General features: G+C 43.4%; 25 protein-coding genes, 6 tRNA genes and 1 rRNA gene. 2 read left to right on the top strand and 30 right to left on the bottom strand.

Going from position 1 to position 24,833, the window contains the following annotated elements; all coding sequences use genetic code 11:
* Positions 1 to 223: 223 nt before the first annotated feature.
* The 22 genes from N1I80_RS02395 to acpS form a co-directional block, all read right to left on the bottom strand.
* Positions 224 to 1,780, bottom strand: a 16S ribosomal RNA gene (locus N1I80_RS02395).
* Positions 1,781 to 2,232: 452 nt separating this feature from the next.
* Positions 2,233 to 2,306: transfer RNA gene (locus tag N1I80_RS02390), tRNA-Gly, on the bottom strand.
* A gap of 50 nt (positions 2,307 to 2,356) precedes the next feature.
* Positions 2,357 to 2,433 (bottom strand) — tRNA-Arg (locus tag N1I80_RS02385).
* Between the two features lie 20 nt (positions 2,434 to 2,453).
* Positions 2,454 to 2,540: transfer RNA gene (locus N1I80_RS02380), tRNA-Leu, on the bottom strand.
* A 72-nt stretch (positions 2,541 to 2,612) separates the two neighbouring features.
* Positions 2,613 to 2,688: transfer RNA gene (locus N1I80_RS02375), tRNA-Lys, on the bottom strand.
* 84 nt (positions 2,689 to 2,772) lie between these two features.
* A tRNA-Gln gene (locus N1I80_RS02370) sits at positions 2,773 to 2,844 on the bottom strand.
* Between the two features lie 64 nt (positions 2,845 to 2,908).
* A tRNA-Glu gene (locus N1I80_RS02365) sits at positions 2,909 to 2,983 on the bottom strand.
* Positions 2,984 to 3,166: 183 nt separating this feature from the next.
* Complete coding sequence (locus tag N1I80_RS02360; RefSeq protein WP_340736369.1) at positions 3,167 to 3,628, bottom strand: SprT family protein; 462 nt, start codon at positions 3,626 to 3,628, stop codon at positions 3,167 to 3,169.
* A 22-nt stretch (positions 3,629 to 3,650) separates the two neighbouring features.
* Positions 3,651 to 5,810 (bottom strand): Tex family protein, encoded by a 2,160-nt coding sequence (locus N1I80_RS02355; RefSeq protein ID WP_445683628.1) that lies wholly within the window; start codon positions 5,808 to 5,810, stop codon positions 3,651 to 3,653.
* A 55-nt stretch (positions 5,811 to 5,865) separates the two neighbouring features.
* Complete coding sequence (locus N1I80_RS02350) at positions 5,866 to 6,462, bottom strand: PP2C family serine/threonine-protein phosphatase (protein ID WP_340736368.1); 597 nt, start codon at positions 6,460 to 6,462, stop codon at positions 5,866 to 5,868.
* Complete coding sequence (sigB, locus tag N1I80_RS02345) at positions 6,462 to 7,247, bottom strand: RNA polymerase sigma factor SigB (protein WP_340736367.1); 786 nt, start codon at positions 7,245 to 7,247, stop codon at positions 6,462 to 6,464. The genes N1I80_RS02350 and sigB overlap by 1 nt, the downstream gene beginning before the upstream one ends.
* Positions 7,222 to 7,695 (bottom strand): anti-sigma B factor RsbW, encoded by a 474-nt coding sequence (gene rsbW, locus N1I80_RS02340; RefSeq protein WP_340736366.1) that lies wholly within the window; start codon positions 7,693 to 7,695, stop codon positions 7,222 to 7,224. Before rsbW ends, sigB begins: the two co-directional genes overlap by 26 nt.
* Positions 7,682 to 8,023, bottom strand: a complete 342-nt coding sequence (locus N1I80_RS02335) for an STAS domain-containing protein (protein ID WP_340736365.1) — start codon at positions 8,021 to 8,023, stop codon at positions 7,682 to 7,684. The genes rsbW and N1I80_RS02335 overlap by 14 nt, the downstream gene beginning before the upstream one ends.
* Positions 8,024 to 8,092: 69 nt before the next feature.
* Complete coding sequence (locus N1I80_RS02330; RefSeq protein ID WP_340736364.1) at positions 8,093 to 9,106, bottom strand: PP2C family protein-serine/threonine phosphatase; 1,014 nt, start codon at positions 9,104 to 9,106, stop codon at positions 8,093 to 8,095.
* Between the two features lie 14 nt (positions 9,107 to 9,120).
* Positions 9,121 to 9,522 carry an anti-sigma regulatory factor gene (locus N1I80_RS02325; protein ID WP_340736363.1) on the bottom strand — a complete coding sequence of 134 codons (402 nt, stop codon included), beginning with the start codon at positions 9,520 to 9,522 and terminating at the stop codon, positions 9,121 to 9,123.
* A gap of 2 nt (positions 9,523 to 9,524) precedes the next feature.
* Positions 9,525 to 9,887: an STAS domain-containing protein gene (locus N1I80_RS02320; RefSeq protein ID WP_340736362.1), complete on the bottom strand. Its 363-nt coding sequence runs from the start codon at positions 9,885 to 9,887 to the stop codon at positions 9,525 to 9,527.
* A complete protein-coding gene (locus tag N1I80_RS02315; protein WP_340736361.1) occupies positions 9,884 to 10,714 on the bottom strand; it encodes an STAS domain-containing protein in 831 nt (276 codons plus the stop codon). The genes N1I80_RS02320 and N1I80_RS02315 overlap by 4 nt, the downstream gene beginning before the upstream one ends.
* 272 nt (positions 10,715 to 10,986) lie before the next feature.
* On the bottom strand, positions 10,987 to 11,337 hold the full coding sequence (locus N1I80_RS02310; RefSeq protein ID WP_318618062.1) for a type II toxin-antitoxin system PemK/MazF family toxin: 351 nt from the start codon (positions 11,335 to 11,337) through the stop codon (positions 10,987 to 10,989).
* Positions 11,338 to 11,341: 4 nt separating this feature from the next.
* On the bottom strand, positions 11,342 to 11,632 hold the full coding sequence (locus N1I80_RS02305; RefSeq protein ID WP_340739949.1) for a transcriptional regulator: 291 nt from the start codon (positions 11,630 to 11,632) through the stop codon (positions 11,342 to 11,344).
* A 322-nt stretch (positions 11,633 to 11,954) separates the two neighbouring features.
* On the bottom strand, positions 11,955 to 13,094 hold the full coding sequence (alr, locus tag N1I80_RS02300) for an alanine racemase (protein ID WP_340736360.1): 1,140 nt from the start codon (positions 13,092 to 13,094) through the stop codon (positions 11,955 to 11,957).
* Between the two features lie 247 nt (positions 13,095 to 13,341).
* Positions 13,342 to 14,352: a LolA family protein gene (locus N1I80_RS02295; RefSeq protein WP_340736359.1), complete on the bottom strand. Its 1,011-nt coding sequence runs from the start codon at positions 14,350 to 14,352 to the stop codon at positions 13,342 to 13,344.
* A gap of 58 nt (positions 14,353 to 14,410) precedes the next feature.
* Positions 14,411 to 14,764 (bottom strand): holo-ACP synthase, encoded by a 354-nt coding sequence (acpS, locus tag N1I80_RS02290; RefSeq protein ID WP_340736358.1) that lies wholly within the window; start codon positions 14,762 to 14,764, stop codon positions 14,411 to 14,413.
* 138 nt (positions 14,765 to 14,902) lie between these two features.
* Between acpS and N1I80_RS02285 the strand changes: the two genes are divergently transcribed.
* On the top strand, positions 14,903 to 15,508 hold the full coding sequence (locus tag N1I80_RS02285) for a rhomboid family intramembrane serine protease (protein WP_340736357.1): 606 nt from the start codon (positions 14,903 to 14,905) through the stop codon (positions 15,506 to 15,508).
* A gap of 24 nt (positions 15,509 to 15,532) precedes the next feature.
* Here the strand turns inward: N1I80_RS02285 and N1I80_RS02280 are convergent, their stop codons facing one another.
* The 8 genes from N1I80_RS02280 to N1I80_RS02245 form a co-directional block, all read right to left on the bottom strand.
* Positions 15,533 to 17,029: a PH domain-containing protein gene (locus N1I80_RS02280; RefSeq protein ID WP_340736356.1), complete on the bottom strand. Its 1,497-nt coding sequence runs from the start codon at positions 17,027 to 17,029 to the stop codon at positions 15,533 to 15,535.
* Positions 17,022 to 17,501, bottom strand: a complete 480-nt coding sequence (locus N1I80_RS02275; RefSeq protein WP_340736355.1) for a PH domain-containing protein — start codon at positions 17,499 to 17,501, stop codon at positions 17,022 to 17,024. Before N1I80_RS02275 ends, N1I80_RS02280 begins: the two co-directional genes overlap by 8 nt.
* 121 nt (positions 17,502 to 17,622) lie before the next feature.
* Entirely contained in the window at positions 17,623 to 19,128 is a 1,506-nt protein-coding gene (locus tag N1I80_RS02270; protein ID WP_340736354.1) for a DEAD/DEAH box helicase, read from the bottom strand.
* A gap of 444 nt (positions 19,129 to 19,572) precedes the next feature.
* Complete coding sequence (locus N1I80_RS02265) at positions 19,573 to 20,274, bottom strand: alpha/beta hydrolase (protein WP_340736353.1); 702 nt, start codon at positions 20,272 to 20,274, stop codon at positions 19,573 to 19,575.
* On the bottom strand, positions 20,274 to 21,641 hold the full coding sequence (locus N1I80_RS02260; RefSeq protein WP_340736352.1) for a UDP-N-acetylmuramoyl-tripeptide--D-alanyl-D-alanine ligase: 1,368 nt from the start codon (positions 21,639 to 21,641) through the stop codon (positions 20,274 to 20,276). Before N1I80_RS02260 ends, N1I80_RS02265 begins: the two co-directional genes overlap by 1 nt.
* Before the next feature lie 12 nt (positions 21,642 to 21,653).
* Complete coding sequence (locus N1I80_RS02255; protein WP_340736351.1) at positions 21,654 to 22,718, bottom strand: D-alanine--D-alanine ligase; 1,065 nt, start codon at positions 22,716 to 22,718, stop codon at positions 21,654 to 21,656.
* Positions 22,719 to 22,802: 84 nt separating this feature from the next.
* Positions 22,803 to 23,117, bottom strand: a complete 315-nt coding sequence (locus N1I80_RS02250; protein WP_340736350.1) for a DMT family transporter — start codon at positions 23,115 to 23,117, stop codon at positions 22,803 to 22,805.
* The gene (locus N1I80_RS02245; RefSeq protein ID WP_340736349.1) at positions 23,117 to 23,449 is read right to left on the bottom strand and encodes a DMT family transporter; all 333 of its coding nucleotides are present in this window, start codon (positions 23,447 to 23,449) and stop codon (positions 23,117 to 23,119) included. The genes N1I80_RS02250 and N1I80_RS02245 overlap by 1 nt, the downstream gene beginning before the upstream one ends.
* A gap of 173 nt (positions 23,450 to 23,622) precedes the next feature.
* On the opposite strand from N1I80_RS02245, the gene N1I80_RS02240 reads away from it, so the two are divergent.
* A complete protein-coding gene (locus N1I80_RS02240) occupies positions 23,623 to 24,810 on the top strand; it encodes an FtsW/RodA/SpoVE family cell cycle protein (protein WP_340736348.1) in 1,188 nt (395 codons plus the stop codon).
* Positions 24,811 to 24,833 lie beyond the last annotated feature (23 nt).

Below are 24,833 nucleotides of genomic sequence, written 5' to 3'. Positions count from 1 at the left end.
CATAAATAACAAGTTATTTATGATTTGGTTGATTCTTGATTTGTTACTATCAATGTCGTTTTATCCAGTTTTCAATGAACAAGTTTTGAAGTTGTATCTATAAAAGATAAACCTTCAAAACTGAACGCAAAACGTCAATAGGACTTTTTATCGCGCTATGCGATAAAATAGTTTACCCTTTTTGTGCAGACCCCAAGGGTCTACATTCCGAATAATTCCTTAGAAAGGAGGTGATCCAGCCGCACCTTCCGATACGGCTACCTTGTTACGACTTCACCCCAATCATCTGTCCCACCTTCGGCGGCTGGCTCCCGTAAGGGTTACCCCACCGACTTCGGGTGTTACAAACTCTCGTGGTGTGACGGGCGGTGTGTACAAGACCCGGGAACGTATTCACCGTGGCATGCTGATCCACGATTACTAGCGATTCCGGCTTCATGGAGGCGAGTTGCAGCCTCCAATCCGAACTGGGAATGATTTTATGGGATTGGCTCCCCCTCGCGGGTTGGCAACCCTCTGTATCATCCATTGTAGCACGTGTGTAGCCCAGGTCATAAGGGGCATGATGATTTGACGTCATCCCCACCTTCCTCCGGTTTGTCACCGGCAGTCACCTTAGAGTGCCCAACTGAATGCTGGCAACTAAGATCAAGGGTTGCGCTCGTTGCGGGACTTAACCCAACATCTCACGACACGAGCTGACGACAACCATGCACCACCTGTCACCACTGTCCCCGAAGGGAAAGGCGTATCTCTACACCGGTCAGTGGGATGTCAAGACCTGGTAAGGTTCTTCGCGTTGCTTCGAATTAAACCACATGCTCCACCGCTTGTGCGGGTCCCCGTCAATTCCTTTGAGTTTCAGCCTTGCGGCCGTACTCCCCAGGCGGAGTGCTTAATGCGTTAGCTGCAGCACTAAGGGGCGGAAACCCCCTAACACTTAGCACTCATCGTTTACGGCGTGGACTACCAGGGTATCTAATCCTGTTTGCTCCCCACGCTTTCGCGCCTCAGCGTCAGTTACAGACCAGAAAGCCGCCTTCGCCACTGGTGTTCCTCCACATCTCTACGCATTTCACCGCTACACGTGGAATTCCGCTTTCCTCTTCTGTACTCAAGTCCCCCAGTTTCCAATGACCCTCCACGGTTGAGCCGTGGGCTTTCACATCAGACTTAAAGGACCGCCTGCGCGCGCTTTACGCCCAATAATTCCGGACAACGCTTGCCACCTACGTATTACCGCGGCTGCTGGCACGTAGTTAGCCGTGGCTTTCTAATAAGGTACCGTCAAGGTACGGGCAGTTACTCCCGTACGTGTTCTTCCCTTACAACAGAGCTTTACGATCCGAAAACCTTCTTCGCTCACGCGGCATTGCTCCATCAGACTTTCGTCCATTGTGGAAGATTCCCTACTGCTGCCTCCCGTAGGAGTCTGGGCCGTGTCTCAGTCCCAGTGTGGCCGATCACCCTCTCAGGTCGGCTACGCATCGTCGCCTTGGTAGGCCATTACCCCACCAACTAGCTAATGCGCCGCGGGCCCATCCTACAGTGACAGCGAGATGCCGTCTTTCAGAGTTGGTTCATGCGAACCAACTGATTATTCGGTATTAGCCCCGGTTTCCCGGAGTTATCCCCATCTGTAGGGCAGGTTGCCCACGTGTTACTCACCCGTCCGCCGCTAACGTTTCAAAGAGCAAGCTCTCTGAAACGTCCGCTCGACTTGCATGTATTAGGCATGCCGCCAGCGTTCGTCCTGAGCCAGGATCAAACTCTCCATAATACCTGGCGGACGATACGCAGCACATTGCGTTGTCGACTTCGTTCGTTCAATCGGTCACGTGCCCAAAAGCACGCTCCCTCTTTTACTCGCTCGTCTCCTAGCACTGCACTACGTCTCGTCCACCAGCTGTAAAATAAGAGAAACTTGAATAGCTCGAGTTTCTTTGCTGGCATTAAATTAATAATGTCATGTGTTTGCTCAAATGCGTTAGCACTCTCGCTGTATTTCATTGACGTTTTGCTGTTCAGTTTTCAAGGTTCATGTCGATATTGCTTGTTGCCGTTATTTCGTAAGCAACTTTCATATTGTATCAAGTTAACTTCTTCATGTCAACAACTAATTTCAATTTCTTCTCAGTTACTTTCTTCAAATCAGAAGTGCGACGATTTAAATCATAACACTTAGACCGAGTTGAGTCAATAACTTTTTAAAAACATTTCATTTCAGTAATATGGAGCGGATGAAGGGAATCGAACCCTCATCATCAGCTTGGAAGGCTGAGGTTTTACCACTAAACTACATCCGCATGTATAAGATAAGGTTAACTCTTTTCAATATTTCATATTGTTTTTTTGATGGTGCGCCCGGCAGAAGTCGAATCCACAACCTCCTGATCCGTAGTCAGGTGCTCTATCCAATTGAGCTACGAGCGCTCTGTTTTAAAAGAAGGATTTGGTGCGGTAAAGAGGACTTGAACCTCCACGGGGTTAACCCCCACTAGGCCCTCAACCTAGCGCGTCTGCCATTCCGCCACTACCGCATGTATTTAGCGATAAGATTTATTATACATCACATGTTTAATTTGTCAATATTCATTTTAAAAAAGTATTAATGGTGAGCCATGCAGGATTCGAACCTGCGACCCTCTGATTAAAAGTCAGATGCTCTACCAACTGAGCTAATGGCTCTCTATTATAGAGATAATTATTTTCAACACTTCGTGTTGGGTTTAAGGATAACTCTTTTCAACATTTCATGTTGAAAAAGTTCTACTGGGGTAGCTGGATTCGAACCAACGAATGACGGAGTCAAAGTCCGTTGCCTTACCGCTTGGCTATACCCCACCGATATTGTATCTAGCCAATTATGGTTAACTCTTTTCAATACTTCGTATTGAAAAAGTTTTATTGGTGACCCCTACGGGATTCGAACCCGTGTTACCGCCGTGAAAGGGCGGTGTCTTAACCGCTTGACCAAGGGGCCACATAAGTATTTATTTCGTATATAGATAGTAGTTCACTTTATTGGTGAAGCAATATTTCCTAACCGACTTTTTCTATTATAGACAGTTCACTTCAATACGTCAACACTTTTCTATAATTTATTTTCAATTCCTTTCAAAATGGTGGTTAGACCGCGGTTTAAAGCAGTCTAACCTCTTCATCCTCACACTTCAGATTGGATTTCCTTTATTGCCCCCGCACATTTTCCGCATCTATACTTCCGAACATCCATCCTTCTTTTACGCTTATATTCGAGCGCACATGATACGCATTTATATAGATGCAACAATGCTGGTTGCTGATTCCTTTCAGAAAGAGCTTTGCAAAACCTTGGAGATGCCGTTTGCTTTAATAACTCTCTAAAGTCATTATCACGATGACGATACCCCTTTCCTTCTATATGAAGGTGGTAATGGCATAATTCATGTTTAATAACTCCGACTAACTCTTCAGTTCCATGCTTTTGTAATACCAATGGATTAATTTCAATTGAATGATCCGATAGCATGTAGCGTCCACCTGTCGTACGCAATCTACTATTAAAGTGGGAGATATGGAGGAATGGCTTTCCGAATACATCGAGTGAAATCTCTTCTATCAACTTCTGCAATTCTTTATCCTCCATGACCATTTCCTCCATTCATCCGTTAGTTCTTTGAAGGTGGTAGCATAGTTAATGAAATTCTACCTTTTGCTTTATCTACCCCGTCTACCCATACCGTAACAATATCACCTGATGCAACAACATCCAATGGATGTTTCACAAATCCTTTTTTCAGTTTCGATATATGAACTAGACCGTCTTCCTTTACCCCGATATCGACAAATGCGCCGAAGTCAACGACGTTACGAACGGTCCCTTGCATCTCAAGTCCTGCGTATAGATCCTTCATATCTAACACGTCTGCTTTCAGTAGCGGCTGTGGAAAGTCATCGCGCGGATCCCGATTCGGCCTTTGGAGCGTTTCGACAATGTCCTTCAGCGTTACTTCTCCAACATCTAACTTCGCCGCTAACGCTTTGATATCCAGACTCGCTAATGCTTCCGCTGTTTCTTTCTTGCCAAGCACTTTCTTTCCTAATCCTACTTCTTCCAATACACGCTCGGCCAATGCATAACTTTCTGGGTGGATTCCCGTTGAATCAAAAGGATCTGCTGCGCCAGGTACGCGAAGGAAACCAATTGCCTGCTCATAAGTCTTCGCCCCAAGACGTGGTACTTTCTTCAATTGGTTACGCTTTGTAAACAAACCATTCTCTTCACGAGACTTTACAATGTTTTCTGCTACCACTTTCGATAGGCCTGCTACATATTGAAGCAACGATGAGGAAGCTGTGTTCACATCTACACCTACTCGGTTCACGGCTGTTTCAACAACGAACGTTAATGATTCCGATAAGCGCTTCTTTGCCACATCATGCTGATATTGCCCTACACCAACAGAACCCGGATCAATTTTCACTAGTTCAGACAACGGATCTTGTAGACGTCGTGCTATCGATACCGCACTCCGTTGTTCAACCTGTAAATCTGGGAACTCTTCTCGCGCCTTGGCTGAAGCTGAATACACACTCGCACCTGCCTCATTAACAATTACATACGAAACGCCCGCCGCTGCTTCTTTAATACATTCAACAATGAATAATTCTGATTCACGTGATGCAGTTCCATTACCGATGGCAATAATAGAGACTGGATACTTTTTAAGCAGTTCTAAAATGATGCGCTTCGATTTTTCCTTTTCAGGCTTTGGCGGATGCGGATACACCACCGATATTTCAAGCAGCTTTCCGGTTTCATCAACAACTGCAAGCTTACAACCCGAACGAAATGCCGGGTCAACACCTAATACCACTTTCCCTTTCAAAGGAGGCTGTAGCAAAAGGCTCTTTAAGTTTTCCGAAAACACATGAATAGCCTGCTCTTCCGCTTTTTCAGTCAACGCCGCCCTAATTTCTCTTTCGATGGAAGGAGCTATCAATCGCTTAAACGCATCTTCAATTGCCTCTTTCACTTGCGCAGCGGCTGGCACATGCGCTTTACGAATCAATTCACGTTCAAGTCCCCCAACAATTTGTTCCGCCGGGAACGATATACCGATTCGTAACACTTCTTCTTTTTCACCACGGTTCAAGGCAAGCACACGGTGCGGCACAATTTTCTTAAGCGGCTCTTCGTATTCATAGTAGTTGCCAAATACATTACGCTCATCTTCTGCACCTTTACGGATTGCAGATACTATCAACCCATTATTCCACGTTAACTTCCGGATATTCTCTCGAATAGCTGCATCATCTGCAAAACGTTCAGCGACAATATCACGTGCACCCGCGAGTGCCTCCTCAACAGTGTTTACACCCGATTCTTCATTAATGAAAGACTTAGCTATTTCTTCTGGTACACTAGCTGAAAATTCCAGTAATTGATTCGCAAGTGGTTCAAGACCACTTTCAATCGCAATCATTGCACGTGTTCGTCTTTTTTGCTTGAACGGTCTGTATAAATCTTCAATTCGTTGCAAAACAGTAGCACTTTCGATCGACTTTCTCAATTCGTCATCCAGCTTACCTTGTTCATCGATAAGGCGAATCACTTCTTCTTTCCGTTGCTCAAGACCTTTTACATAACTATAAGCATCTTCAACTGCTTTTATCTGAACTTCATCTAAAGAACCTGTTTCCTCTTTTCGATACCTGGCAATAAACGGAACAGTATTCCCTTGATCAAGTAATGCAATCACTTTTTCAGTTTGGCGGATACTAACAGCGGCTTTTCCAGCTGTCGCTTCAATAATATGTCCTATCAATACAACCACCCTTTCTTCATTCCCTTAATTTTAACACAAAAAGCCTACCTCCTATTCACAGAAGTAGGCTTCCAGTTATAAAGGTTGCGTCATCGCCATGTTCAATTGAACCTAACACATTTCTATATAATTCATAAGGCCCCGAACTTTCCTTTAATGATGCCTTCGGACTTGTTAATGCGACCCCGTCTGAATGAAGGAAAAACAAATCTCCCACCTGATAATTATATTCGTGCATCTTTAATTTTTGAGGTCTACCAGATAGATAGCCCATGACAGGCAAAGGGTAAATCATCTTTGTACGATCCTGAAGGATATATAATCGAACATTGCCAACACAACTATATTGGATTATTCTTTGCTGAAAATCAACTTTCACGATAGCTACAGCGGCTCCACGTTTTTGCACCATATGTTCATTACAGCGGCTTAGCAATTCGTCGATTGATTCGTAATGATATTCGTTTAGTACTTTCGGGATGATTTGCGCTGATTGACGAGCAATCGGTCCACTGCCTAATCCATCCGCAATTGCACAGATGAAATAATCCTTCTCAATATGGGTGAAGTACGTATCGCCAGATTCTCGATTGCCACGCTTCGCCTCTTGATAGACATAGACTTCAACATATTCATTTAGTATAGATTCCACTACGACACACCACCAGCCGCCAAGATTGCTTCTTGTAATTTCTTAATTGCTTTTCGTTGTAATCTCGAGACATGCATTTGAGATATACCAAGCTTTTCTCCCGCCTCTTTTTGGCTTAACTGCTCGATATATGTATATTGGATAATCTGTTTTTCACGTTCAGATAGCACATTCAGCGCTTCGGCAACTAACATGCGTTGATCTGTTTTTTCGAAACCTGAATCAGTTTCCCCGATAATATCAAACAAAGTCACCATTGCACCATCAGAATCTGCTTCTAAACCACGATCCATGGAAAGTGCTTGGTAACTTCTTCCCATCTCCATCGCTTCAAGGACAGATTCCTCCTCCACATCTAGAAATTCAGCAATCTCACTCACAAGAGGTGAGCGCTGTAATTCAGTCGTCAATGTTTCAACAGCTGCCTTAATTCTTGGTCCAAGCTCCTTTATCCGTCGAGGGACATGGACCGCCCATGTTTTGTCGCGGAGAAACCTCTTAATTTCACCAATAATTGTCGGTACCGCAAACGCTTCGAAACTCCTACCGTATTCCGGATCATAACGTCGAATCGCTCCAAGAAGTCCAAGCATACCCACTTGAACAATATCCTCATGATAAGGCTTCCCGTTGGAATATTTCCTTGCAATCGATTGCACCAACCGCTCATAGTGCAACACTAGATTTGTCTGCGCCTCTTGGTCCTCTGTTTCCTGATATTGTTGAATCCATAAAAGAACTTGCGTTTTCGTTCCCGAATCATGAGGAGACTGTTCTTTCGACATCATCATCCCCCCGCTCTCCGCCGAGATATTTGGTCATAAAGACTGTCACTCCCTCCTCATGATGGACTTTTACATCATCCATAAGTGTTTCCATCAGATAGAGACCGAGACCACCTTCCCGAAGAAACTGAACTTCTACCTGGTCGTTATAGGGGCCTAATGACTTCTTCGTCTCTTCAAAATTAAAACTTTTCCCATGATCTGCAACCATGATTTCTAGTCTATCCTCAAAAAGAGCGCAACCGACAACAACTTCACCTTCCTCGTCTTTCTTATAAGCGTGTTGGACTGCATTTGTAATCGCTTCACTCGAGGCAATCTTTAAATCCTCGATTTCGTCATACGTAAAACCTAGCCGGCTCGCAAGCCCTGAAATCGTGAGACGGGCGACTCCGACATATTGCGCTTTTGCCGGGACCCTGATTTCAATATAATCATACACCTGCATCTTCGTCCCTACTTTCTTCCATAGCTATATCCATAACTTCACTTAAACCGGTAATTTCAAATAATCTTTTGAGTCGTGGATTCACGCCCATAATCTTGACATGCCCTCCATTAGCCTTAACCGCTTTATAAAATCCGACAAAAACACCTAGACCCGTACTATCCACATATTCTACTTCTGACAAATCCAATTCTGCCTGCATTTCTTTTAATTTCTCAGCAGGAGCGAGGCATTCCCGTAACTTTGGAGCCGTAAACGCATCAATTTCACCCACAATTTTAAAACGCTGGACACTATTCTCTTCTAATAACTCCACTTGCAAATCCATATTCTCACCCCATATTTTTTCTTTTTTATAACATGAACACTGTCCGATATTTACCCTATTTTTATAGTCTCAAACCATTTTATTTCCTTTTTTGAAAATTACAATCGTAAAATCATCTCGTAGGCGGAAATCTTGCAACCCCGCAAGCTTGTTGTATATTGTATCTGCAATCGTTTGAGCAGATTCATCTTTCGCGTTGACTAAAATTGACTTGATCACCTCACTGTCTATAAAACCTGTATCTGTCCGTATCTCCGTTACACCATCCGTAATCATCGCGATAAAGTCTCCCTCTTCTAGCACAACAGATTTCTCCTCATAAGTAACATCTGCCTGAACACCTAGAAGAAGCCCCTTCGCGTCAAGTTCTGTAATTATTCCCGTGGAAGCCTTATACAGAAGAGCAGGCTCGTGTCCAGCGGAGCCATAAGAAAAACTAGAATCCCTCGCGTCATATTTGCCGTAAAACATGGAAATAAACATTGAATCATCTACACTTTTCTCCACAATCCGATTCACAATGTCGAGTACATTCTGGGGGCTTGTATTTTCGTTGTGTAAACCATCCATTCCAAATTTAATCATCGTCATGCACAATGCCGCCGGGATTCCTTTCCCTATAACATCTGCGACTGCTACACTCGTTTCATACTTATTATCATGCAGAAAATAAATATAATCCCCGCTCATTTTTTTTGCCGGCTCTGTAATAAATCCGATGTCAAGTTCTTTGACATCCGGTATTTTTGTTTTTAACAATGTTTTCTGCACTTTCACTGCTACATTGATTTCCATTTGAATTTCTTCCTGCCTCCGGATTAAACTCTGATGTTCTTTAAGAGCAAGTCCATAGTGAATCATCATCTCGATTAGATAATCAAACGAATTCACTAACTCATCCGGCATGTCTGGAGACATTTCGGAAAGAGCAATTTTATGAATACTGATGACTTCTTCAGGTGAAATTTCTTGCTCTATAAATCGCCTGCTAAATTGCTGGCCTAAATAAAGAGCTTCTTCATTTGGTCTATCTATATATTGCTGTAGTTTTTCTTTATACTGTCCCACAACATCTTGAGGCATCTATCATCATCCCCTCACCGAAGCCATTTTGTAGCGGTGATTACTGTTCCAACTCCGGGTTCTGTATCTAATTTGAATTCGTCCATAAGCCTTCTCACACCCGGCATTCCTGCCCCCAAACCTCCAGAAGTCGAAAAACCATCTTCCATCACTTTGCGAACATCTCGAATGCCCGGCCCCTCATCAGAAGCGATGATCGTAATACCAGATACACCATTCACAGAGAGTCTTTCAATTTCAATCTTCCCTTTTCCCGCATATAAGTAAATATTACGGGCTAATTCGCTAATAGCCGTTGTAATCCTTGCCTGATCGACGGTTCCAAAGCCAGTTCTCCTCGCTTCATTCCGGCCAAGCTGTCGGGCAGCAACAATATCCCACTCCGTATATATCTCTACAGAAGACCGATCCCCCATGGCTAGGCCTCCAATTCTTGACGAAGTTTGTCCAATCCGTTTTCGAGATCGAGCGCAGTCAATACATCCTCCAGACGAATTCCAAGTTCAATGAGTGTAATAGCAACGGCTGGTTGGATTCCTGTAATGACGACTTTCGCCCCCATCAATCTCGACATACTGATAACGTCCCCCAATACTTTTGCAATAAAAGAATCGATAAAGTCAATCGGTGTCAAATCAATCACAACACCTCTCGCTGCCGTTTCGTGCATCTTTTTTAATAAATCCTCTTGAAATTGAATTGCTGTCTGATCATCAAGTTCCCATTGAACTGAAACAATTAGTACATCTTTTAATTTTAAAATTGGAATTCGCATATTCACGAACAATCAACCTCCACTATTGTACGGTTCGTCAAACTCAGAGCCTCCTGCATTCCACGTCTCAATGTACTTGTTGTCGTAAAATCATTCAGATTGATACCTAATGTCACGATTGTTTGCGCAATTTCCGGCCTAATCCCGACGAGCATACACTTCGCCCCAACGAGCCGGACCGCATCTGCTGCTTGGATTATATGATGGGCAACCATCGTGTCAACAACTGGGACACCTGTAATATCGAGTAGTACGACTTCAGCCCGTTGCTTCACGACACCTTCCAATAAGTTTTCCATGATTAATTTGGCACGCTCCGTGTCAATCGTCCCAACAAGCGGCATGACCGAGATTTTGTCAAAGACAGGTATCAGTGATGCCGAAAGCTCTTGCAACGCGATCTTCTGTAAACTTACTGTTCGTTCCCATTCCATAGAATAGGCCTGAATAATACTCTCACGAAGCGGTGGAATCCAATTCGCGAAAACATCTAGAATAGGGCGTAAATTACTCTCTTCAATGACCCCTTTTTTCTCCAATAAATCAAACGTAATTTGCGAGAAATTATCAATCGCCTTATTCACAAACTTTATAGACCAGCCAAAACGGACAACTTTTTCAGTAAAGTCATTCAACTTATCCGTGTGGATCAGATTACCTTCTCTTATATTCAACGTCATAAGCTCTGCAAATTCCCTGCTTGTTTTCTCCAAAAGCTGTTTCGGCATAAATTGAAAAAAGCGTTCCTCCTTTTCCTCTTTCATGCTCTCCTGCCAACGCTCAATGATTTCATCCATATATTGATTAATACCATCTATCATTCGCTTATTCATAATAATAACGATGAACCTCCTCGTAAAATCGATTACACCACTAAATAAAGATTAAACTGGAACTCTATTGTATTCAGATCAATTACACCACTTATAGAAGTGGAGAACTTCTGCTGAATTAAGTAAAAATCATCATACCTTCATTGTAACGAAAAAAGAGAGGTAGTACACCTCTTTTTGTCACATAATTGAAAATAGTTAAATTGTACGGTGATGGATAATCGAAAAACACCACAGGTATGAGTCCTGTGGTGTTTTTCTTATATGTATGCTCAGAATTTGACGAGGCCAAAACTCACTTCAAGTGCTTCATCGACCTGCTCCATCAAAAATTCGTCTAGTTGTGTAATCTTATCAGTAAGCCTCGACTTGTCGATTGTGCGGACTTGTTCGAGCAAGATGACCGAATCTCGCTCGAAGCCATAGCGTGCCGCATCAATTTCAACATGTGTAGGCAATTTTGCTTTTTGTATTTGTGCGGTGATTGCCGCAATAATCACTGTCGGACTAAACCGGTTACCTATATCGTTTTGAATAACAAGAACCGGTCTCGTACCTCCCTGTTCAGAACCGACGACCGGCGACAGATCTGCAAAAAAGACGTCTCCACGTTTTATTGCCAACTTTTCATCCTCCGCTTACGAGACGTTCCACCGTATGCTGGGCTTCAAACTCCACATGCAAGCATTCTGTGGCGATTTTCAGGTTGATTTGTGACATTTCGACATAACCCTTCATCATTTCTTCCCTAATCGTAGCCGATTCATAGTCGGTTACGTATCGTTTTGTCGAAATATAAACGAAATCTTCACGACCCGGCTCCTGATGGACGACCGTATGTTCATTTTCATTCAGCATCCGTTTTGGAATCTTAACAATGATTTCTTTCATGTTTTTATTAGCACGCAACGTCAGCACCTCCGACAAAGCCGTTCCCTCATTTCAACTTGCCTCAGCTGAAATTCCCACTTTAATAACTAACGGGATGACTGCCAGAAAACAGCTTCAAACAGGAAGAGTCCAAGCCCTCCGCTGATCCAAGTTGAGCCTCCGGCGGATGTCAGGGATTTTGAAAGGAGTTAATTGTGCAAGCACAATTCAAAATCCCGACTCAATCACGCTGAGGCGCGATTGATTACAAGTCCATCTTACCATTGAATAACGACAATGAGAAGACATAGAAGGAAGTTTATTGACAGGATTCTGCAATACTACTTGGTTTTTGTCGAAAGTACGGATATTAGATAGACTGTCCATCTTTCCCTATATATATTCTCGGTACCCGCTCCGCAATAGATACGGCAATTTCATACGGAATCGTGTCGAGTTTCTCCGCCCACTCTTCCATTGTTACTTCTTCGTTCCCTTGACGACCTATTAACGTAACCTTTTCACCAATAGGCATTTCACGAGGGAGCTTCACCATGCATTGGTCCATACAAATCGTGCCGACGAGAGGCATTCGCTCCCCATCTATCAGCACTTCCTGTCCACGTAGGCCACGGCGCAAACCATCCGCGTAACCGATCGGAATGGTTCCAATCCACTCATCTTCCTTTGTTTCATAAGTTCCTCCATAGCTAATAGGGGTCCCTGCCTCAAGAAATTTAACGTGTACAAGTTCACTCTCAATTTGTAAGGACCTTTCAAGATGGAACGGTAATTTCCCAGCTACATAGCGCGAAGATGCAATTCCATAAAGACTGATTCCAAAACGGACCGCATCAAGTCCGTAGTCAGAATAAAGAAGGGCTGCCGCGCTGTTCGATGCATGTACAAGCCGCGGTTTTTCGGGTAATGTCTGCACGAGATTCATAAACATCGTAAATTGCGCTTCCGTCCTCTCCTGATTACCTTCATCTGCACACGCGAAATGCGTAAAAATACCGTCTAACTGTACATTATCAGCACAATCAACGATGGTAACAATAGATTGAAGGGACTCTGCATCCCGTAGCCCAATTCTACCCATACCACTATCAATTTTTACATGGATTTTTAAACGTTTGACAAACTTCCCATACTGTTTCAACGCCGCTCGCAACCACTCCGCAGTCGATACAGTAATGATAATACCTAATTCAACGGCTATTTCGACAAAGGTAATTGGAGATGGCCCCATGACAAGGATGTCCCCACTTATACCTGCCGCTCGGAGCCGCACAGCTTCATCTGGTGTGGCAACCGAAACCATTGCAACACCACTTTCAAAAGCAGCTTTGGCTACTTCCACATCTCCGTGTCCGTAGCCGTTCGCTTTAACAACCGCAATGACTGAAGTTGAACTCCCCAGATGTTTTGTCAAGTTTCGAATATTCGTCTTGATAGCTTCAAGATTTATGATCACTTGCGTTGGACGGTAATAAATAGAGTTTTTCATGATGCCCCCTCTTTTACGTTATGCTGTTCTCTATTATCAATCCCTTACCCTTTCTTCGTCAATCAATTACGTCTCGGCATCTCCAGAGGTTTTGAGCTTGCATGTGGGGAAGGATTGAACTGCATCCTCCCTGGCAGGTATTTTCACAGAACGCGGCGCCCTTAGCCTGCGTTCCACTACTCAGCAGTAATCTTCTGTAGCTGATGTTTCATTTTCAGTACAACTATATTTGCTGAATTTAGTTATTTTATTTCATTTCCTCTGCTTGCATCGATGCGGCAACTTCAATCATTTCATCTTTTGTTAATGTTTCAGACGCGATGAAAAACGAAATACCAGCACTTTCCCATCGGATTGAGTTCTCTGTCATCGCTGCAATCGTAAATCCAAGGTCAACCGGATCACCCTCAATGGATACAGCCACTTTATGTTCTGCTATTGTAGCCGGTGTAGCTGGCTCCTGAACAATGATGTATTCCTTACTTCCACTAAACGTCATGAAGGTTCTTGTGCCGTTTGTAGTTTCCATTTGTTCTTCTTCCAACGTAACACCCTCCCACTCAACGGATGGGTAGTAGGTTGGGAGTCCTGTTTTCTTACCATCTGTCGGGTCTTGCTCTTTCCCTGTATTCGTATCATCTATTTCTACCGCATAGTCAGCCGCCTTCCGTTCCTTACCGAGCGTAATTTGTTGAAAAGTGATACGGATTTTCTCTTCTTTATTTTCATCCAATACGGACACATGTGTTGGTAGTAATGTCTTTTTGTCAATATGAATCTGTTGTGTCGGCAAAACTTTCTTATGATTATTCCGAGTGGCGGTTTCAAAGATATAAGCCTTATCCTTTTCTGTCATGGTCGCATTTTTGTCTGCTTTAATATCATCAGACAACGCACCAATTAAATACGCCTGACTATTTTGTGCTGGCCAATCACTTTGAAACTTATACGTTTTACCGAGTGACGGTGTGACAACAAATACACCTTCTTCATTACGGACAATCATCTGGGAATCCTCACTACCGGCTTGGCTTACATTAACTCGATAGAAAGCAGGCTTTGTATACCAAACGACAACATCATATATACGCGGTTCTGCTCCTGTCTTAATCTCCATCTTCGCCTTTAGTTCATAGCCTTTCGTATCGTTCCACTTGCCGCTGAGCTTTTTCATAACATCCTCTTTCGATGGTGCTCCACATGCTGCGAGGAGTACCATAACTGCAACTAACAACAGAGTAACTATCCGGCTACGCATACAGTTCATCCTTTCTCATTTCAATCGGGTAGGTCATCTTATGAGATAGGACGGACATTTATGCGAGTAAGATTACTTGTGCTGCTGCAACTGTTTTTGTGTGCGTAATCGAAACAAATCCAGCAACCTTATTTTCTTTGAAATAAAGGACGGGTTTACCACTCGCTTCCGGTAAAATAGCTATATCCGTGAAGTTACAAGCAACGCCAATTCCAGTGCCATTCGCTTTGGCGTAGGCCTCTTTTCCAGCAAAACGACCTGCAAGAAATTCTATCCGCCGATGAATGGTCAGTCCATCGTAAATCTTTAGTTCTTCCGAAGTTAAAATCCGCAAACGAAACTTCGGTGATGCAGCATCTAATTTAGCAATACGGTCCAATTCGACGATATCTAGTCCAATTCCTGCTATCAAAGTAATTCCTTCTTTCCAAATTTATCATTTTAATCAATTACGCCAGGGAGGAATCGAACTGCATTCCTCCTTAATCAGCAAAAACTTTTGCTATTCAAATTAAAACGGTATAATGGTTCCATAGATTGAGGTGAAAAAATGTTTAGTCGTACAGAAAATTTTTCGCAATACATTCGCCTGTACCCTGTTGTAACGGTGTTACTTGCTTTGAACATCCTCGTTGCTTTGATAGGATATATCCCAGGTATAGGGAACCAAGTCTATTTCAGCGGCATGGGCATCAATTTTTTAATTGCTGAAGGGGAATGGTGGCGCTTATTTACACCTATGTTCTTACATGCTGGATTTTCACATCTGTTATTCAATATGTTTTCCCTATTTGTTTTTGGACCAGAGCTTGAAAAAATAGCAGGCAAAGCACGATTCCTAACCGTCTACTTACTTGCAGGTATTTTCGGCAACATCGCAACCTACTTCCTACAACCCCTTGACTATGCAAGCGTCGGGGCTAGCGGAGCTATTTTCGGGATTTTCGGAGCATTCGGAGCACTGGTTTACTACACCAAACACATTCTTCCACAGCTCAGACAAATCATTTTACCAATTATCGTAATCGGTGTCGTTATGACATTTCTTCAACCAAATATTAATGTAACAGCCCATATCACTGGGCTCATCGTCGGATTTTTGATTGGACTTAGTTATTTCCATCCCAAACGCATTATTAGTTGGAAAAAGAGATAGAGAATTGGGAAGGACAGCAGGAGACTACTCCTGCTGTCCTTTGTCTTCTCCACTTCTTTCATACCAAGAAAGAATCCTATCCGCTTCCGATTCTTCCATATGAAAGACATGCGCGCGGAAGATACCGATTCCTGATTTAATACTCGCAGCTAAAGTGGCTACATTTTTACGCTTGTGAAAATAATTTTGTTTCATTTCCATTGATTGGATTCTTTTCTTCATCAAAAATGCAGTCTGTAAGCTAACCCCTCTAAAGCGCATGGTCAGTTGGTTGCGCGCAATTTCGTAGGCCGCTGAGTGATGCTGCCATAGCCCGAAAAGGATGATAGCTGGAATGATGAGTAAGGATAGCAGTCCATACGGGAAGAAAAAGTAGATCAAAGCGCCAATCACAGGAGCCATCCACAAGAAATCGATACGATAGTAAAAGTGTTTTCCACGGGCGGGAAGCTTGTTAGTCGGTTCAATAAGAATTAGATCCGGAAATATTTCTTTTAACGAACTGTTCACATTCGATTTCTTCACGAGTGGGAATAGATTGATTTTTGCCCCTTCCGCCCCACCACCGCCAGCGCTATCGATAACAACCGCGGCATAGCCGAACAGCTGCCTAAGCGGATTTTCAACAATACGAACGCTTTGAACTCTGTTCAACGGGACCGTCATCCGTTTCTTTTCTAGCAACCCCCGCGTAATGACAATATCCTGCCCATCAAGTGCCACGGAAAAACTATAATACGAAAAGAAGGTCATCGCCACGGATAATCCCCACACCGCAACAAATCCTAAAAATACAACAATCGCTACAATCATAAAACCATATTTGATAAAACCTGAAACCTCTTCATACATCCATTCAAATGGAATCATCTCAGAAAACTGCGATAAAAAAATGGCCGCACCAGACAGAATGACACCAATACCACCGGAAGTCGTTGCTAGAATAAGAAGATCCTTCGCCGACAAAGTGAAGACAGACTTCTCTTGCATTTCTTCTATATGAAGCTCCTCTGCCAGTTCACCTTCCTCAACCGGAATAGCCTTCCTTCTATTTTTTGCTTCCGCAATCTCCATTTCAATTCTTTTCGCAGCATCCTTCGTAATAGCTGTTAGTTCTGCTTCTGATTTTTTAACGGATGAGCTGCCCGCAGTTTCCACTTTCACTTTGACAAGCTTGAGCGGACGATGCAAAATCCCTTCGGTATAATCAAGACTTTGAATCCGATCGAATGGGATATAGCGCTTCTTCTTAACGAACAAGCCATACTCAATACGTAATTCATCTTCCTCAAACCAATATTCAAACCGTTTCCATTTAATGATTCCTGTAACGAAAAAAACAATGAGCAACACACCAAAAATAATAAAACTAGCATAGTCTATGTACCATTTTCCTGTTCCTAAATCCTTCAACCCATTCGCAAAAATAAGAACAAGAAGCGGCAAAATCATTTCCTTCAACGTCTTTAATACTTCGATGATAGCCGTGATCCAATGCAATTTAAAGCGATTATCAGACATCGTCTACCGCCACCCTTGCGAGTACTGAAATTCTTCCCCGTAACTCATCCGCCTCTTCTGTCACTAACGCCGGAATCGTATGGTTCGTCGCCGCAGTTGAAATTGTAATTTCAGCCAAATTATATTTCCGCAGAATCGGTCCCTGCGCAGTGTCTACATGCTGTACCCGTACCATCGGAATCAGTGTCCGTTTTACAATAAAAAGGCCATGTTGTAATTCAATTTCCGATTCACGTACCTCGTAGCGCCATCGCATCCATCTCACTTTAGGGAATAAGTAAATGAATAAGTAGGCAAATAATAGTACAGCTACTGTAGCAATAGCATAAATCCACCATGGTCCCTCAAAGAAATACGCTAAGACACCCGCACCTATTGCGACCAGCAACAATAGCGCTGTTTGTATCATGCCGTACAATCTCCATACTCTCAATCCTTTTTCCGATATCCGATTAACCGGTTGCGCCCTCATATGAACACCTCTTTCTATTCATTCTATACGATTAACGAGGTGAAATGTTTCATTTTAATGATTATATTCAACAAAAAAGCCGAGGGCGTTTGCACGCTCCCGACTTTTTATAAAATAATGATTAACGTTCTGTTTTCGTGCTACGTGAACGACCGCTATCTCTTCTTGCTCCGTCACGGCTTCCGCCGCTACTACGACGAGATGCGCCGCCACCATAACCGCGGCCACCGCCGTTACCTGATGAACGGCCACCGCTGCGATTGCCTTTATAACCACCACTGCTACGACCGCCGCCACCGCCACGTGCTGGCAATGGACGCTCTTCTGAAATCGATACAGGCGTATCATTCGGCTCGCGTGTCAACGAACGAATTGCTGCTGCAACAATGTCATTCGCATCGAATTTAGCAAGCAATTCAGACGCTAAATGCGTGTAATCACTCAATTCGTTTTTCTCAACGATTTCCGCTAACTGCTCAACCGCTAGACGTTGCTGACCTACAAGTGCTTCGTCAGAGGATGGAGGCGTTAATGGAGTCATACGCTTTTTAGTTGTTTCTTCAACGATACGTAGATAACCCATTTCACGTGGTGTAACAAACGTAATCGCCACTCCACTTTTCCCAGCACGTCCAGTACGACCAATACGGTGCACATAGCTTTCAGGATCTTGTGGAATATCGAAGTTATAAACATGTGTAACACCTGAGATATCAAGTCCACGTGCCGCAACGTCAGTCGCAACAAGAATGTCTACTTTACCTTCTTTGAACTGACGAAGAACTGACATACGCTTTGCTTGTGTCAAGTCACCGTGAATTCCTTCTGCGATATAGCCGCGAATGCTTAGTGCGTGCGAAAGCTCATCCACACGACGCTTTGTACGACCGAAAACAATTGCAAGTTCTGGTTGGTGAACATTCAATAGACGTGACAGGATATCAAACTTCTCGCGCTCTTGTGATTTCACGAAGAATTGCTCGATGTTTTCAACAGTCATTTCTTTTGACTTGATTTTAACGATTTCCGGGTTTTTCATGAATGTTTCTGCAATTTTACGGATTGGTCCAGGCATTGTAGCTGAGAATAAAAGTGTTTGACGTTCAGCCGGTACACTTGCAAGAATTGTGTTGATGTCTTCGATGAAGCCCATGTTCAACATTTCATCTGCCTCATCAAGTACAAGCGTTTGTACGCCATCGAGTTTCAATGTTTTACGTTTAATATGGTCAAGGATACGTCCTGGTGTTCCTACGATAATTTGTGGGTTGTTGCGCAACGCACGGATTTGGCGTCCAATTTCTTGCCCACCATAAACAGATAGAATGCGTGCACGTTTGTCAGCACCAATTTTGTAGATTTCTTCAGAAACCTGAATAGCCAACTCACGTGTTGGTGCGATAACAAGTGCTTGTACCGCTGGGTTTCTTGTGTCGATTTTCTCAATGATTGGAATACCAAATGCTGCTGTTTTCCCCGTACCTGTTTGTGCTTGACCAATAACGTCAAGACCTTCCATACCAAAACGGACAGTACCTTCTTGGATTGGTGTTGCTTCTTCGAACCCCATTTTACTTAGAGCACGTTGTGTTGATTCACTGATGTTTAATTCTGAAAAATTCGTCAAACTTCTCAATCTCCTTTGTTTTTTCATTTGACAATTGGTTACATTTGCAAATGAAGGCACGGCAAATTCGAGCCATTAAAGGGAACGTTTCCGATATTTTGCATTCTCTACAATAGAGGTTATGGTTGAAAAGGAAAGCCCGGTCTTTGCCGAGCGGTTCGATCAACGGACAATTGTCCGATTTAGATGAGCAAACCGTTTTATTCAAAAAAAAGTACTCTTCACCAATTGAAGAGTCCCGTGTAAATGTATCCAATGTTCTTCATAGTGTACCATGCAAAATCGTCCCCTGCAATCATTCCGCTTAAGTAGTAATAATCAGTTTATTACAAGAAAAGCGTAGACAGCCGCCTAGGCCCGACAGGCATAAGACGGATTAGCGAAGCAGCGACTTTTGCTGCACAGCTAATCCGGCTTATGACCCGAGGGACTGGCTGTCGAAGCCTAGACAAACTCCTTCTGCTTCATGAACTCGAACACTTCACCAAACCAATTGTCACAGTCATCGCTGTAACAGATATGATGCTTCCCAAGTTCTGATTTTATGAGTTCCTTTTTTTCGGAGCCTATTTTTTTAAACAAATGCTCAGCAGAAGCAAACGGTACAATGCCGTCTTTTTTCCCTTGTACAATACAAACTGGTGTTGTAATCCGCCCATAATAAGGTTCCACTGTTTTCACAATCCGTAAAAACTCGATAATTGCACGTAGTGGCGTGTGCATCAATTTATATTCATACAAATGATAAAATGTATTCGGCGGATATTTTTTCGTAACCGATTCGGCTAACATGATGCCCATATCTTCCAAAAGATTACGTGGGCTTATATATTTTGCCGCTGCACTTAACAGCACTAATTTATCGATTTTATAGCGCAATGCTAAATACATGGCTATAAGCCCACCCATGGAAAAGCCGACCACGATAACACGGTCGACTTCTTTTTGTAGTTTTCTGAGTGCAAGCTCTGCTTCCATCAACCAAGACTCAGCTGATACCTTCCCAAGTTCTAGCGTTACATCATGCCCAGGTAATATCGGGATGGACATCCGCCAGTCGGTTTTACTACTCAAGTAGTTAACTAATGGCCGAACTTCAAAAGAACCTCCGGTGAAACCATGGATAAACAGTACACCCGTCTTCATCACCCATTCAACCCTTTAAGTATATTTTCAAGTGCCATTCCACGTGAACCTTTTAATAAAATAATGGAATCAGCTCCTGTAGCATCACGCAACACATCGATAATCGGTGTATACTCTCTTTCCGACCAAAGTAATTGCGGTTTAACATCACGTTTTTGTAATGCATCGTATAGCCACTTCATGCGTGGTCCAAACAACAAAATTCCTTTCAGGTCCATCAGCAAAATCTCGTTTGCAAGTTGTTCATGGTATTCCTGCTCTTCTAAACCCAATTCAAGCATATCTGCAAGTACGACCCACTTATCTTGCCGTAAATTCGTCTCTTGAATGAAGGCAAGCGCTGCACGCATCGATGTTGGCGCTGCGTTATACGCGTCATTTATAATGAGTGCACCATTCGCAACCACAACAGGCTGCATGCGCATATCTGTCAACGAGGCGCTGCGTAGAGCTACGCGAATTGCCTCAGCGTCAACTCCCAACTCATTCGCAATTAAAATCGCAACGAGTGCGTTCTTTACTTGATGGGCACCGTAAACGGGAATGGTAAATTGTCCATTCAACAAACCTTTTACTGTAAAGTGACTCCCATCATCACCTGATTCAATTTTCTCAAGTGACAACACCGTTCCTTTATTATGGCCAAATGATATCGATTCAATAACAGACTGCTTCACTAGTTCTTGCAACAATGGTTCATCACCATCGTAAAACAGCTGACCACCTTGTTGAAGTCCATCAATAATTTCAAATTTCGCTTGTGCAATTCCCGCACGTGAACCAAGATCCTGCATATGCGCTTCCCCGATATTCGTAATAATCGCGAAATGCGGCTTTGCCAATGTCGATAAAAACGAAATTTCTCCAAAGCCGCTCATGCCCATTTCTAAAACTGCGATTTCTGTATTCTCATCCAGTGACAGGATCGTCAAGGGCAAACCAAGCTCATTATTGAAGTTACCTTCCGTTTTTCTAACATTAAAGTAAGGTGCCAACACGCTCGCGACAAGATCCTTAGTAGACGTTTTACCATTAGACCCTGTGATACCAATGACCTTACATGACAGCAGTCCTCGGTAAGTACGCGCCATTTCTTGAAGCGCAAGCTCGGGATTATCCACAAAGATTAATGCTACATCGGCCGGCGGATTCGGTTCGTCTGTCATCCATAAAGAAGCAACCGCCCCTTGTTCAAGAGCACGCTGTACATAATGGTGACCGTTCACCTGTTCGCCGCGAAAGGGGATGAACAAATCCCCTGCCTGCACAGTCCGCGAATCGATGGACACACCCGTGACGAGCACATCATCCATATGCTGTCCCGTCGCCTGTATCCATGCGGCCATTTCTGTCAATTTCCGTTTCACTTTAAACCACACTCAATCCATCGTATATTGTATGTTTTGTTTTTCCGCATGACGTTGTATCGCAAGTTCAATCAGTTTGTCGATTAGCTCAGGATACGCCACACCTGTTTGCTGCCACAGCAATGGGAACATGCTCGTCGGCGTAAAGCCCGGCATCGTATTCACTTCGTTAATAAGCACTTCATCCGTTGATGTCACAAAGAAATCTGCACGTACAAGACCTGAACAGTCGAGCACTTTATAAGCACGTAACGCCATCTCTTTCATTGTCTTCGTGACTTCTTCTGTCACTTGCGCCGGGATGACCAGTGCTGTATTGCCATCTTTATATTTTGCTTCATAATCATAAAATGCAGTTACTGGTTTTATTTCCCCCGGTACTGAACAGGCTGGCTCGTCATTGCCCATAACACCCATTTCAATTTCGCGCGCCACAACGCCTTGTTCAACAATGATACGGCGGTCAAATTTCAACGCCAGATCGACTGCTGCAATCAGACTTTCTCTGTCTGTCGCCTGGCTAATGCCAACACTCGATCCAAGATTCGCTGGTTTGACAAACATCGGCCAACTGAGTTCCTGTTCCATTTTCTCTACTAGTTGTTGACGTTCTTGCGCCCAGCCACTGCGTAGAAAGAAGACGTAAGGCACTTGCTTCAAGTCAACCTGTGCAAATAACTGCTTCATCACCACTTTGTCCATGCCTGCGGAAGATGCCAACACACCATTCCCTACATATGGAATATTCATCACTTCAAATAATCCCTGGACCGTGCCGTCTTCTCCATTCGTACCGTGAAGCAGCGGGAAAATGATATCGAGCGCTTCCCCGTTCAAGAAATCATGAATGCTATCCGGTTTTCCATTGCTATCTCCTGCAAGTCGAAGCTCCTCAAGTGTCGCCACTGGTCCTTCTAGTGCTGAACCTCTGCGCCATTCGCCGCCATACGTAATATAAACCGGAATCACTTCATACTTCCCAAAGTCCACCGCTTGCGTCACCGCGCGTGCCGTTGACAATGACACCTCATGCTCCGCTGACTTTCCACCATATACAATACCTAATTTTTTTTTCAAAGTAGACCCTCACCATCCGTTAGTTTTCGATACTTTAGTTTACCATGAACGACCTAGTTTCATGAATAAATTAAAGATGTTTAATCAGCCAAAAATCTTCAGTCCGGCAACTCCTGCAATAATGAAAGATAAAAAAAGAAATTTTAAGGCACTACGCTTTTCATGAAAGAAAAACATACCAATTAGTACGCTACCTGCTGCGCCAATTCCTGTCCAAACCGCATACCCCGTGCCAACAGGCAATTCCTTCATCGCAAATGACAGCAAAAAGAAGCTGAGTGCGCCTGACAACACAGTTAGTGCCGTATATTTTTTATTGCGAAAGCCTTCGGATAGTTTCATAGTGACGACAAATGCTACCTCGAATAGACCTGCAATGATTAGGATGATCCAAGACATTATTCAGCCTCCCCCTTTCCATCCGCAAGTTTCAAGCCAACAATTCCCACTAGTAACAGTCCTAAGAAAAATAGTTTCCCTGCCCCTGCACCTTCTGCAAATAGCAAGATGCCGACAACGGCCGTTCCTGCTGCTCCAATTCCCGTGAATATAGCATATGCCGTACCGATTGGAATGGCTTCCATCGCTTTGGCGAATAAAAAGAAACTAATGACGATGAAAACAATCGTCACGATAGATGGTAATAGAACGGTGAAGCCATGCGCTTCCTTCAACCCAATCGCCCAAACAATTTCAGTGATGCCTGCAATTAATAGATATATCCATGCCATTATTAGTGATTCCTTTCTCAATATAGACCTTCATTTTTCCACAAGCTTAGCACGCGAGCTTTCACTGGGCAACTTTGCAAATCTACGATACGTCCAATTAGAGGATATGCATACGCATGCTCGATGCGTTATACTAAAACATGCTCGTACATTAGAATAAAGGTGACTTAAAAATGAAATTACCTAAAAAGCCTGCCGACCGGTTCGACTGGACGCTTGCTTTTATATTATTGCTTTTTTGTCTTGTTAGCTTATTTGCGATTGCATCTGCACAAACATCCGGACAATACAACTTCAATTTCGTTCCACTTCAAATTAGATGGTACGTCGTCGGTGCAGCGATTATTGCGATGGCTATGTATTTGGAGCCCGAACAATATAAAAAAATGTCTTGGCTGTTATACGGACTTGGCGTAGCCTTACTTGTTTTCCTATACTTTGCTCCTGGCGGAAAAGACCAAATTGCCGAGATGCGACTAGGCGCCAAAAGATGGCTCCACTTACCAGTAATCGGAACGATACAACCTTCTGAGTTCATCAAGACTTTTTTCATTCTTGGGATGGCGCGTGCCGTGAGTGCACACCATGAAAAATTTACGGACAAGACACTGAAAACAGACTTTTTCCTTCTTGGAAAGATTATGATGGTTCTTTTCCTCCCACTCTTTTTCATCATCCAGCAGCCTGATCTAGGAACATCTCTTGTGTTTATCGCAATAACGGCAGCAATTGTGATTGTTGCCGGCATCTCATGGAGAATTCTATTTCCCCTGTTCTCTGGAACAGCTGCAATCGGCGGAGGACTATTATGGATGGCTCTCTATGCGCAAGATTTCTTAGAGGATAAGCTCGGTTTTTCTCGCTATCAGTTCAAAAGGGTTTATTCCTGGCTTGATCCATACTCTTACCCTTCAGATGAAGGCTATAATCTACTGACATCCATGACCGCAATCGGTTCAGGTGGATTGACCGGAAAAGGCTTTCAAGGTCGAGAAGTGTATATTCCTGAAAACCACACGGATTTCATATTTAGTGTTATCGGTGAGGAATACGGTTTCATAGGTGCTTGTCTTGTGATTACATTATTTTTCATCCTCATTTATCATTTAACAAAAGTCTCTCTTGAATTGAAAGACCCTTTTAGTGTTTACGTTTGCACAGGGATTATTGCGATGATTACGTTTCATGTATTTGAAAATATCGGTATGACGATTCAACTATTACCGATTACAGGAATTCCATTACCATTCATCAGTTACGGTGGAAGCTCGCTCATGAGCAACATGCTCGCTATCGGACTTGTCTTCAGCATGAAATTCCATCACCGAACGTATCTTTTCGAATCGGATGATGAGGATTAATAAATACAGCAGCTAGGGTGACT

The organism is Sporosarcina sp. FSL K6-3457 (assembly GCF_038007285.1).
In the GTDB taxonomy this organism is placed as follows: domain Bacteria; phylum Bacillota; class Bacilli; order Bacillales_A; family Planococcaceae; genus Sporosarcina.
Note: the sequence above shows the minus strand (reverse complement) of the source record. Positions and strands in the feature narration are given on the sequence as shown.